Annotated in this window: 15 protein-coding genes, 1 tRNA gene and 2 pseudogenes; 12 read left to right on the forward strand and 6 right to left on the reverse strand. The window is 35.0% G+C overall.

Annotation, left to right across the window (positions count from 1 at the left end):
- Positions 1 to 361: 361 nt before the first annotated feature.
- Positions 362 to 435, forward strand: a tRNA-Arg gene (locus OZD68_RS00195).
- 8 nt (positions 436 to 443) lie between these two features.
- Here the strand turns inward: OZD68_RS00195 and OZD68_RS00200 are convergent.
- Together OZD68_RS00200 and OZD68_RS00205 are read right to left on the reverse strand one after the other, a co-directional pair.
- Positions 444 to 1,393, reverse strand: a pseudogene (locus tag OZD68_RS00200) (complex I NDUFA9 subunit family protein).
- A gap of 50 nt (positions 1,394 to 1,443) precedes the next feature.
- Positions 1,444 to 2,820 carry a UDP-N-acetylmuramoyl-tripeptide--D-alanyl-D-alanine ligase gene (locus OZD68_RS00205; RefSeq protein WP_182309662.1) on the reverse strand — a complete coding sequence of 459 codons (1,377 nt, stop codon included), beginning with the start codon at positions 2,818 to 2,820 and terminating at the stop codon, positions 1,444 to 1,446.
- A 185-nt stretch (positions 2,821 to 3,005) separates the two neighbouring features.
- Here OZD68_RS00205 and OZD68_RS00210 point away from each other — a divergent pair, with 185 nt between their 5' ends.
- Genes OZD68_RS00210 through mdh form a run of 7 tightly spaced genes read left to right on the forward strand, consistent with a single transcriptional unit; the run spans position 3,006 to position 6,835 of the window.
- Positions 3,006 to 3,788, forward strand: a complete 783-nt coding sequence (locus OZD68_RS00210; protein WP_182309663.1) for a hypothetical protein — start codon at positions 3,006 to 3,008, stop codon at positions 3,786 to 3,788.
- A gap of 16 nt (positions 3,789 to 3,804) precedes the next feature.
- A complete protein-coding gene (locus tag OZD68_RS00215; RefSeq protein WP_182309664.1) occupies positions 3,805 to 4,062 on the forward strand; it encodes a hypothetical protein in 258 nt (85 codons plus the stop codon).
- 3 nt (positions 4,063 to 4,065) lie between these two features.
- Positions 4,066 to 4,434 (forward strand): HIT domain-containing protein, encoded by a 369-nt coding sequence (locus tag OZD68_RS00220; RefSeq protein ID WP_182309665.1) that lies wholly within the window; start codon positions 4,066 to 4,068, stop codon positions 4,432 to 4,434.
- Positions 4,435 to 4,452: 18 nt separating this feature from the next.
- Entirely contained in the window at positions 4,453 to 4,806 is a 354-nt protein-coding gene (locus OZD68_RS00225) for an NADH-quinone oxidoreductase subunit A (protein ID WP_006279576.1), read from the forward strand.
- Positions 4,807 to 4,809: 3 nt separating this feature from the next.
- Positions 4,810 to 5,316 (forward strand): NuoB/complex I 20 kDa subunit family protein, encoded by a 507-nt coding sequence (locus tag OZD68_RS00230; RefSeq protein ID WP_006279574.1) that lies wholly within the window; start codon positions 4,810 to 4,812, stop codon positions 5,314 to 5,316.
- Positions 5,309 to 5,881, forward strand: a complete 573-nt coding sequence (locus tag OZD68_RS00235) for an NADH-quinone oxidoreductase subunit C (RefSeq protein ID WP_006279573.1) — start codon at positions 5,309 to 5,311, stop codon at positions 5,879 to 5,881. The genes OZD68_RS00230 and OZD68_RS00235 overlap by 8 nt, the downstream gene beginning before the upstream one ends.
- 3 nt (positions 5,882 to 5,884) lie before the next feature.
- Complete coding sequence (mdh, locus tag OZD68_RS00240; protein ID WP_182309666.1) at positions 5,885 to 6,835, forward strand: malate dehydrogenase; 951 nt, start codon at positions 5,885 to 5,887, stop codon at positions 6,833 to 6,835.
- Positions 6,836 to 6,862: 27 nt separating this feature from the next.
- Here the strand turns inward: mdh and OZD68_RS00245 are convergent, their stop codons facing one another.
- The 3 genes from OZD68_RS00245 to OZD68_RS00255 are packed head-to-tail and all read right to left on the reverse strand — an operon-like array spanning position 6,863 to position 8,725.
- A complete protein-coding gene (locus tag OZD68_RS00245; RefSeq protein WP_182309667.1) occupies positions 6,863 to 7,630 on the reverse strand; it encodes a TatD family hydrolase in 768 nt (255 codons plus the stop codon).
- Positions 7,627 to 8,115, reverse strand: coding sequence for an RNA pyrophosphohydrolase (locus OZD68_RS00250; RefSeq protein WP_182309668.1), 489 nt, complete (start codon positions 8,113 to 8,115; stop codon positions 7,627 to 7,629). Before OZD68_RS00250 ends, OZD68_RS00245 begins: the two co-directional genes overlap by 4 nt.
- Before the next feature lie 58 nt (positions 8,116 to 8,173).
- Positions 8,174 to 8,725, reverse strand: coding sequence for an AAA family ATPase (locus OZD68_RS00255; protein WP_182309669.1), 552 nt, complete (start codon positions 8,723 to 8,725; stop codon positions 8,174 to 8,176).
- A gap of 179 nt (positions 8,726 to 8,904) precedes the next feature.
- Between OZD68_RS00255 and rsfS the strand changes: the two genes are divergently transcribed.
- Genes rsfS through tyrS form a run of 3 tightly spaced genes read left to right on the forward strand, consistent with a single transcriptional unit; the run spans position 8,905 to position 10,704 of the window.
- Positions 8,905 to 9,222, forward strand: coding sequence for a ribosome silencing factor (gene rsfS / locus OZD68_RS00260; RefSeq protein ID WP_006279567.1), 318 nt, complete (start codon positions 8,905 to 8,907; stop codon positions 9,220 to 9,222).
- A complete protein-coding gene (locus tag OZD68_RS00265; protein ID WP_182309670.1) occupies positions 9,213 to 9,452 on the forward strand; it encodes a hypothetical protein in 240 nt (79 codons plus the stop codon). Before rsfS ends, OZD68_RS00265 begins: the two co-directional genes overlap by 10 nt.
- A gap of 1 nt (position 9,453) precedes the next feature.
- A complete protein-coding gene (gene tyrS, locus OZD68_RS00270; protein ID WP_182309671.1) occupies positions 9,454 to 10,704 on the forward strand; it encodes a tyrosine--tRNA ligase in 1,251 nt (416 codons plus the stop codon).
- 222 nt (positions 10,705 to 10,926) lie between these two features.
- On the opposite strand, the gene OZD68_RS00275 is transcribed toward tyrS, so the two are convergent.
- Entirely contained in the window at positions 10,927 to 11,061 is a 135-nt protein-coding gene (locus tag OZD68_RS00275; RefSeq protein WP_275008689.1) for a hypothetical protein, read from the reverse strand.
- A 41-nt stretch (positions 11,062 to 11,102) separates the two neighbouring features.
- On the opposite strand from OZD68_RS00275, the pseudogene OZD68_RS06675 reads away from it, so the two are divergent.
- Positions 11,103 to 11,279 (forward strand): annotated as a pseudogene (locus tag OZD68_RS06675) (IS5 family transposase); the annotation flags it as partial.

Raw genomic sequence — 11,279 nt, forward strand, 5'->3', positions numbered from 1 at the left:
TATAAGCGCGTTCAGCTTATTTAGATAAAAATCTAGATGTAGATGAAGTTTTGTAAAGACATACAGTATCCATATACTGCAAAAAATTGAACATAAGACGCCGATACATTAAGTAATCCTTACCTTTTAATCTGCAGATTGGCGAAAGCAAATACAATAGCTTCAGTTTCATGATAAGGGGGCTGGCGGAGTTTGTCAAGCAACTTTCTATATAATATTTTCTAAAATAAATAGACTTCTCGCATCCAATTTCGGTAGCGCGCGACACACAACTGCAATGACAAGGTTTTGTAAGATAAACATCATATTCACACGAAGTACTTGACTTCACTTGTACTAAGAAGCATTTTATATATGTTGTGTGCCCGTAGCTCAGCTGGATAGAGCAACAGCCTTCTAAGCTGTGGGTCGTAGGTTCGAATCCAACCGGGCACACTCTTTTATCAATACTTTCTATAAATCTTCAAGTACTCTGGCACCACATTTTCAATTGCTAATGGTCGAACCTTCATTGTTTCAAGGTCAACTGACTTTTCGATTGAACTATTCATCATAACTTTCACCTGATCTTGAGTAAGCATAGGGTTCGTATCTCCGGTTATTGGTTTTAGCAGCATAGAAATAATTTTATTTTCTAAAAAGAAAGCTATTAACTTTGCCATTGGAAAAGATACATTGATCAACAAACACTTTCTGTTAGTAACATTCAGAATAAACTTCAATAAGCTTTTGAAAGAGTAAACCTTTGGTCCACCCATGTTATAAATTTTCTTGTCTTGCTTATTAAAACTGATAATACGATATACCACTTCAGCTAAGTCTGTTACACATATTGGCTGAAATTTAGTTGTTCCATTGCCAATTAGTGGTAAGAAAGGAAGAATAGTTGCTAATCTTGCAAATTTATTAAAGAAGTTGTCTTCTTTACCAAATACAAGGCTTGGCCTAATTATTATTGCTTTTTGAAATGCTGAAGTTACAGCTTTTTCACCTTCCAATTTACTTTTGGCATATTTTGACAACTTGCTATTTTCTATTACCATAGCAGAAAAATGTATCATCATAGGTACATTTTTCATTTTTGCAGCTTTTGCTATCCTTTCAGCTATTTTAAAGTGAACAGCGTAAAAATCGTGCTTTTTTGCTTCATATAATATTCCCACTAAGTTTATAGCTACATCACATTCTTCCATAGCATCCAGAACTGATTTTTCATCAAAAAATCGCCTTTAAATATTGATATTTGTCCTAAATTGCCACACAATTTTAAACAAGCAGCTTTTTCCTGATTACGAGTGAATATCTTTATTAAATATCCTTCTGCTGCCAAGCGTCTTACGATGTGTTTCCCTATAAACCCCGTTCCACCAAAAATAATTACACGTTTTATCACAATTAAAGTTCCTAATAATTTGTTACTGTAAATCAATAGAATGATTTCGCTTAATATTTTATTACGAATTCCCGTACAATAAGATCCATTTTCATTCCTCGTGAGCCTTTAACTAGAATTGCGTCATTATTCTGAATAATGTTAGCTAAATCACTTTTCAATTGATTAGAATCATTAAAATGCGTGCCTCTTATATTATCTGGCAAAAACTCATGCAATTCTAACATAAATTTACCAACTGTATAAACTTTATCTACATTATTTTCTGTGATAACCTTAACCAGATCTGTATGAAATTTTATGCTTTCATCACCAAGTTCCAACATATCACCAAGCAAAGCTACTTTTCTCTGATTAGAATATGTACTCAAAGTTTTTATCGCAGTTTTCATCGAAGCAGGGCTGGCGTTATAGGAGTCATCAATTAAATGTATATATTTTCTATTGTATTTGACCTTATGAATATTGCCTCTACCTTTCGTTACACTAAAATTCTTAAGTGCAAGTGGTAATTTTGATAAATCAAGTCCGAGGCTCTGCACAACTGCTGCTGCAACAAGTAGCGAATAAGCAAAATGCTCACCTTGCACACGTAAATTACAGTTTATAGTTTGATTATCACTCAGCCTGATTTTTAAATTTAGCCCGTCATCATTTCTTATTAGGTCCAACAAACAAACTTCAGCATTTTTATCTTTACCGAAGCTTATTACATTTCTATTGGCATGCGATGAGAGATAATCATAATATTTATTATCTCTGTTCAAAATCAAAGTACCGTTATTTTTCATACCATACAGAATCTCTAACTTCGCTTGTGCAACGTCAAATAGTGATGAAAAATTTTCAGTATGTGCAGGTTCGATGTTGGTAATAACTGCAATATTCGGATTACTAATCTTTGATAATTCTTTTATTTCACCAGCTTTATTCATTCCCATTTCAAGGATTAAGTACTGGCAGTTTTTTGGAGCTTTTAGAATTGTCAAAGGCAATCCTATATTATTATTTAAGTTACCTTCGTTTGCATGTGACACTCCATATTGCGATAAAACAGTGTGCAGCATATCCTTTGTAGTAGTTTTCCCGACACTGCCTGTAATTGCAATAACTTTAGCGTCAACAAGAACATTTCTAATATAGTATGATGCCATATCGTGCAAAGCTTTCAGGGTATCTTGTACAATAACGAGAGGAAAATTTTTATATTTACCCTCACCTACTATTGCAGCTACTGCCCCTTTTAAAAACGCTTCATGCAAAAAATTATGGCCATCAAAATTCTTTCCCTTGAGTGCAATAAATAAATCACCTTTTTTTATGCTTCTTGTATCCGTTGAAATATTTGAGCTATGTATCCAATTACAACCATTTACGTCTCTTCCGCCAGTTGCATCAATGATATTATTTGTGCTCCATTTAAACATAATTTAGAGAGTATTCTTTATAATGAATTGAACAATAAAAGTAGCGAAAATACTACATGTTTTAGACAATGTACAAATAATGGTTGCAATCCCTATAATTCTATCTTATAATGGATACAGAAGTTTAAATTTTTTCGTCTATAATTAAAATGTATTTAGTTGTAGAAAGTACCTTGGAGGTATGTATGTTCACAGGAAAAAATGAAAAATCTACTTCTATACTAGCTAAAGTTGGTAATGCAGCTTCGGGAGTAGGAAGTTTTCTGGGTAGAGGTGTAAAAGTTCTAGTCAAGGGTGCAGTGTACCCTATATGGCCAAAGAATTGCTTTAAGTCCTGGGATGAAATGCGGCACGACATAAAAAATGGCGGACGTTCTATTATTGGCAACCCACTTGAAGAATATGATCCACCTATAGAAACCACACAAGCTAGTGAGGATCTTGGTGTCCAAATAATGGAGCAAAAGAAAGGAACAGGAAAGGTAACTTTTTTAGCATCAAGGACTCTGACAGGGGATATACCCTATTTGACGCCAGAACGATTAGGTGAAATAAAGCAAAACCTGCCAAATGTAACTATCTTTAAAGAAGAAAACAAAGTTGTAATTGAAGTTGATGTTAAAAAAATAATTGAAGACATCAAAAAGAACAATCCAGGAATTGATGAGAAAAGAATAAAAGAGCTTGCTCTTGAAAAAATTGCTGAAGGAGCTGAAGGAGTTGGTGGCAACCTTAAAAAGCTAGCAAAAATTACTGGCGGAGAATTTAAAGTTCACACAGACTTAAAATTGCTGTATGGTATTGCAGGAAGATTGTATAAGGAATATGATGATCAAAAGCAGTCATCAGACAAAGTTGTGAAGTCTGATGTTGGTCAGCCTTCAGAAACTATAGCTTCAGGTGAGAAAAAATGGGCGCAAGAAGCTATAAAAGCAGGTAAGTCGCAAAGTTGTGGAATGCAGAAATAAGTTATAGGGGAGTATTATGAGTGAAGCTAAAAAAATAGAGGAAAGACATCATAGTCTAACTGTTCCTGGGGATATGTATCACTTGCAACCAGGAGTTATTACTGGAAAAAGGGTAAGTGGAATAGAACCCTTTTTGAAAGAACAGCAGGACGTGGTAAAAGTAAGGGAACTTGTAAGCTCTTTAAATCTTGAAGATGCTTCTGGTGAAGCGATAAAACCACTATCTACACCTAATGTAGAGAAAAACGAAGAAAGAGGGAAAGGTCGCTCTTAAAATATGAGCAATGAAGTTTATGATAGCGATAACATCTTTGCTCAAGTATTAAGAGGTGAGTTACCTTGTAAGAAGGTACATGAAAATGAAAATGTACTAGCTTTTCATGATAAGTACCCTGACGCACCAGTTCATATTTTAGTTATATCAAAAAATCAATATATTTCATATGATGATTTCATTCTAAAAGCTCCTGAAGAGGAAATAGCGGATTTCTTCAAAACTGTAAGAGAGATAGCACACAAATATAATCTAGAAAAAACAGGATATAGATTAGTCACTAACTACGGTGAAAATGGAGAGCAGGTTGTACCACACTTTCACGTGCATATTTTAGGTGGTAAAAAGTTAGGAAAGCATGTAAACTCATAGTGTTATATGTTTTGTTAAATGAGCGAATATTTAACCATAGTAATCTTTATCTGCGTATCAATTGTAGTATCTTTTGCTTTAGGTATATTGCCTATGTTTCTTGCAGTGAGTAAGCCAGATGGTGAAAAGCTTTCCACATATGAGTGTGGCTTCAATCCACTATCCAGTGCAAGAAAAAATTTTGACATTAAATTTTATCTAGTTTCAATATTATTTATAATATTTGACTTAGAAATTGCTTTTCTTTTTCCTTGGGCTGTTTCTTTATCTAAGATAAGCTATGGTGGATTTTGGTCTATGATGGTATTTCTTGCAATACTCACTATAGGTTTTATCTATGAATGGTGTAAAGGTGCATTAGAGTGGGAGTAGTTTATGACAAATCAAATTCTATCTAATGATGACTGGGGTCGTTATAAAAAAGAAGGGTTTCTTGTCACTAAATTTGGTGATTTAACAGATTATGTAATGAATTGGGCAAGGTCTGGTTCATTGTGGCCAATGACATTTGGTCTTGCATGTTGCGCAGTTGAGATGATGCATACTGCATCCAGCCGTTATGATCTTGATAGATATGGTATAATGTTTCGTGCAAGCCCACGTCAATCAGATGTGATGATTGTTGCTGGCACACTAACTAATAAAATGGCAGCAGCATTGCGCAAGGTTTATGATCAAATGGCAGACCCGAAGTATGTTATTTCCATGGGAAGTTGTGCAAATGGTGGTGGTTATTACCATTACTCTTATTCAGTAGTCCGAGGCTGTGATAGAATTGTGCCAGTTGACGTGTATGTCCCTGGATGCCCACCAACCGCTGAGGCGTTGCTATATGGAATGCTATGCCTACAAAACAAAATAAAACGGACTCGGAATGGATAAAACTGCAAAGTATATACAAAAAAAGACCAAATGCGAGTGCATTCAAAAAGATGATGGCATTATTGTAATATATTCAACTTTAGATGAAATTGAAAAGTACCTATTCTTTCTACGTGATGATGAAAAGTGTAGGTTTGAACTATTAGTTGATATTTTTGGGGTTGACTATCCAAATAGAGAGAAGCGTTTCGAGCTAATATACAATCTGCTCAGCATTGTGCATAATATTAGAGTACACATAAAGCTTCAGTTATGTGAAAGCGACATGCCTCCAAGTGTAGCGAAGATATTTAGTACGGCTTTGTGGTTTGAGCGTGAAGTGTTTGATATGTATGGAATAGAGTTTTCTGATCACCCTGATTTGCGTAGGATTCTAACAGACTATGGATTCAAGGGTCATCCAATGTTAAAAGATTTCCCTCTCACTGGTTATGAGGAAGTAAGATATGATATAGAGACAAAAAAGGTTGTGTATAATCCTATAGATTTACCGCAAGATTTTCGTATGTTTGATAGCTTATCGCCTTGGGAAGGTAAAACCATAAAAGTAAATACAAAGGAGTAGAAAATGACAGTACAAAGAAAAAAAATATCTTTAATCGGTGCAGGAAATATCGGTGGAACTCTCACCCATATGATTGCACTAAGGGAACTCGGTGATGTTGTTTTACTTGATATTAGTGATGGAATACCACAAGGTAAAGCACTCGACATAGCAGAATCATCCCCTATTGATGGATTTAATGTCAATATTACTGGCACAAATAGGTATGAAGATATAAAAAACTCCGATGCAATTATAATAACCGCTGGCATCGCTAGAAAACCTGGAATGAGCAGGGATGACCTCCTGCAAACCAATGCTAAAGTAATGAAGGAGGTTGGCGAAAATATTAAAAAATATTCTCCAAACGCGTTTGTAATAGTGGTTACCAACCCTTTGGATGCCATGGTTTCAGTGGTGCATAAATTTTCAAACCTTCCAACTAATATGATTGTTGGCATGGCAGGAGTGCTTGATTCTTCCCGTTTTCGTTACTTTCTTGCAAGTGAGTTAAATATCTCAGTTGAAGATATATCTGCTTTTGTGCTTGGAGGACATGGCGACACTATGGTATCACTAATCAATTGTGCTTCAGTTGCTGGAGTTCCACTTACTCAAATTATCGATATGGGTCTTATCACACAGAAAAAAGTCGATGAAATAGTTGAACGCACTCGCAATGGCGGTAAAGAAATAGTTGATCTGCTTAAGTCTGGATCTGCATACTACGCTCCTGCATCTTCAGCTATATGCATGTTAGAATCACATTTAAAAGATAAGAGGCGCATATTACCATGTGCTGCTTACCTTAATGGTGAATATGGTGTAGAAGAGTTGTTTATTGGTGTTCCTGTAATTATTGGAAAAAACGGAATTGAAAAGATCCTAGAAGTTAAAATGAATGATAGTGAACAAGAAATGTTTAATAAGTCTGTAAACTCGGTGAGAGAGCTGGTGAAATCTTTAGGTTCATAAGCAAATTAATGGTTTTATAGAGCTTCTTTATAGCTCAAACAGCCTAAAAGAGTTGCTTGTGGTTACCTTCGCTACTTGTTCTGGTGACTCATTCCACAACTCTGCCAAACAATCAACAACGTATTTCACCATTGCTGGTTCATTCTTTTTTCCCCTATAAGGCTCAGGTGATAGATATGGTGCATCAGTTTCGACTAAAACACGCTCGCGTGGTACATTTTGTGCAATTTCTCTGAGTAAGCTCGCATTTTTAAAAGTAATAATTCCAGAAAATGAAATATATAACCCCAAATCTATAGATTGATCAGCAAGTTCTTTAGAGGAAGCAAAGCAGTGCATTACTCCACTAAAAGCACCGGCTTTCATTTCTGACCTTAACATATCGATCATCTCATTATCAGCGCTTCTTGTGTGAATAACTAAAGGTAGTCCAGTTATTCTTGACGCTTCTATATGTAATGCAAAACTTTTTTTCTGATTGTCTTTGTTGTCAGATTTATAAAAATCTAACCCGGTTTCACCGATACTAATTACCTTTTGATTTTTGGTAAATTCAACTAATTCATCAACATGTATACACTCACCGTTTTCTATAGCAGCATCAAGCGGATGTATACCAACAGAGGAGTAGACCTGATCATAGGATGAAGAAATTTTTAATAACTTAGGAACATCGTCAATGCTTACGCATATGTTATGCAAAACCTTTACACCATTTTGCTCTGCCCTTGAAATTACTTTTGGTATTTCATCGTCAGAAAAATAAACCAAGTGGCAATGAGAATCTACTATCATGAGCTTATTGTTGAGGCTTTTATTACAGAAGAAAACTCTTCTATCACTGTTTTATAAACTTCTTTTTTAAATGATATAGCACTGGCTACTAAACTATCTATACCTTGCCAACGCCACTCTTTGAACTCTGGATGACCAGTATAATTAATATCAATGTCCTCATCCTCTCCGCAAAACTTCATTAAGAACCACCTTTGCTTTTGACCAGAATATTTTCCATTCCAGCATATTGGTATAACTTCTTCAGGCAAGTTGTAGTATATCCAATCCTTGCTTTTAGTTATAACCTTTACTTTATTAGTACCAACCTCCTCTAGCAACTCACGTAACGCTGCTTGTTCCAGTTCCTCACCATCATCAACACCTCCTTGTGGCATCTGCCAGTAAGAATCGCTATCAAAGCGTTTTCCAATAAAGGCATGTCCTTGTCTGTTAAATAGCATTATGCCAACACAAGGACGGTACTTATCTTTCTGCTCAACCACGAGTACGCTCTGTTTTTAAATGATTTGTTACAGAAGTTTTAATTAATTTTCCATTTTTTTATTTCTTCATCTCTTCAACAATTTTCTTTGCAACTTCCTTTGCATTCAAGTTCGAGTTATCAATTTCAAGCGAACCCTCAGGTATAAATAGCCTTTTCCCTTCAATTTTCTTTATAGCAAAATCCGGATCAGTAATTTTATTTTCCTGATATCTCTCTTCTGATTGGACACGTCTTACTAGTTTTTCATTATTACAATGTAATACTACAGAAAAAATTTCCATGTCCATTTTTTTACTTAAATTTACCACTGAGTTATATAATCTTTGGTCATAGGGATCACCATCTATCAATTCATTTGTAAATATATAATGTTTTGATTTTACGTAGTGTTTTTCCAGTATTGCTAATACATTTTCCCTAACTGCAAAAATTTTTTCCCATAGTTCATCTGGAACTTCAGCGTTTTGTAATTTAACAATATCAAATATAATATTATTGAATAGATTATTGCTTACTATTACTGCACCAATGATTTTACACAGTTCCTTTGCAGTAGTAAACTTACCACTGCCTGGAAAGCCGATCAAGTAGATGAGAGTCTTGCCCATAATGAATACTAGTAAAAAGCTATTTTCAATTATATAAAAAGTATATACATTGTACATGCTAAAAACATGATGATAAAATAGATGCAGGTAATACCTTTAACAAGTAGTTGCGTTGAAAATAGTTCATATTTAGAAATTTTGAGTATATAATTACAAATGAATCATATAACCTTTAAACAATGCTTAGCGATATGGAATCGATAAGAAGTACAATTGAAGAGATAATAGATCAAAATAAAGGTCATGATATAGTGACTTTTGATGTGCAGAATAAAACCGTTATTGCAAAATATATGATTATTGCATCTGGTGATTCAAGCCGTCACGTTAAAGCTTTAGCTGAGCACGTAATAAAAAGCCTCAAGCCACATGATAAAATAGATGTAGAAGGTATGGATGAAGGCAATTGGGTAGTTTTGAATTTTCAAGGCATAATGGTTCACATATTCAGGCCGGAAGTAAGGGAGTATTATAAAATAGAAGAGTTATGGAACTGATTGCCTGGATAGCTGGTGCACAACTGCACAAACGTTGTAATTTTGAAGGCAACTCCTGCACAGGTAGTGGTGTCATGAAAGTAGCTGACACTGGAATCCAGTTTTTCATGCAATTTCATCGAAAACGTTGTATAGTGTGCTTGTTTATAATTAAGTTCCAGTGTCTGGGCACTGGCTTCTCTATTAGGGTTACCTTCAGCATTAATGACAGGATAGACTGGGGTTTATAAAATGAAACACGCATCTGAATTTTTAAATTTCATCCAAGAAAGAGGGTACCTATGCCAATGCACAAACATTGAAGGACTAGATCAATTATTATTGCAGAGCAATTATATAGTTGCATACATTGGGTTTGATTGCACAGCACCAAGTCTTCATGCTGGTCACCTAATTCAGATTATGATGCTCTGTCACCTACAAAAATTTGGTTATAAGCCGGTAGTCTTACTTGGAGGTGGCACAACAAAAATTGGTGACCCATCCTTCAAAGATAAAGCAAGAAGCATCTTGCCTGTAGAGAACATCAATCAAAATACATCCAGTATAAGGAGAATATTAGAGAAAATGGTGTCTTTTAATGACAGCAAGACTGGTGCAATGATAGTAAATAACGCAGATTGGTTGGATAACATAAAATACATAGATTTTTTGCGTGATATAGGAGCTTATTTTTCTGTAAATCGTATGCTAAGTTTTGATAGTGTGAAAACCAGGCTGGATAGAGAGCAAACCTTAAGCTTTCTGGAATTTAATTACATGCTATTGCAAGCTTACGACTTTATTGAATTAAACAGAAAATATGATTGTCGTCTGCAGATTGGAGGGTCAGACCAGTGGGGAAATATAGTAAACGGAATTGAACTTGGGAAAAAGTTGAATTTACCTGAGCTATTTGGCCTTACCATGCCTCTTTTATTAAATGCACAAGGAAAAAAAATGGGCAAAACTGAAAGTGGAGCAGTGTGGCTTGATGATAATATGCTAAAGCCTTACGACTACTGGCAATATTTTCGCAACGTTGATGATCAAGATGTTGGACGTTTTTTAAGATTGCTCACTGATGTGCCAATTGATGAGATTAGAAAATTAGAGTCTTTAAAGGATCAAGAAATAAATGAAGCAAAAAAGGTCTTGGCAACAGAAGTGACAAAAATATGTCATGGTGACAAAGAAGCGGAACTTGCACAATTTGCTGCAATTTCTGCTTTTGAGAATGAAGATAGCTCACTACTTCCTGATTACATCATAAAAAAAGAACAAGTTGCAAGCGGCATATCCTTAGTAGACCTACTACATGACAACGGTTTTGAACCTTCAAAAGGCGCTGCAAAGCGTTTAATACAGGGCAACGGATGCAAGATTAATGATAATGTTGTAAACAATATTGATCATGTAATAAATTTCGAAAGCTTTAAAGATCAGCCATTTATAAAATTATCTGCAGGAAAGAAACGCCATATAAAAGTTGTGGTAGATTAGGTCTCGAAGTAAGAAAACAAATTTTATACAAGTGAGAAATTAGATATGGAGCGAATTTTCAAAATTCGAGAATTATGTATAAAACAACTGGAAAGATAGTAGAAAGCGAAATTCTATTATATATAGCTAAAGTGGCTTAGGTTTACCTACAATTTGAAAAACAACAAATTCGTCATTCCGCTACTCATTGGCGGAATCTATACCGCGAATGAATCCATAACTCTACGGACATTGCAATTTGGGCCTACCAGGATGGCAATGCCTCTTATCCAGGTACCATCTTCTTGTCATCCCAGTGCTTGACACTGGGATGGCTTTGTTGCATAGCAACTGAAAAAATCTGGTGGCTACTGACAAAATTCATTATAAAATAGCCATTTAACCTTGAAAGAAAAAATATGCCACAAAAAATGAGGGTCAGTAACCATAGCGAATATAACAAATTTCTAGAAAAAAGAGGAAATATTTTTCATTATATCAACGAAGCCATAGAAAAGTGGTACGAGAATGGTCCAAAAATACCAGGTGGCAACAATATTTATAGCGATAAAGTTGTAATTTTGGTGCACATAATA

The organism is Wolbachia endosymbiont of Drosophila bicornuta (assembly GCF_028982105.1).
In the GTDB taxonomy this organism is placed as follows: domain Bacteria; phylum Pseudomonadota; class Alphaproteobacteria; order Rickettsiales; family Anaplasmataceae; genus Wolbachia; species Wolbachia pipientis.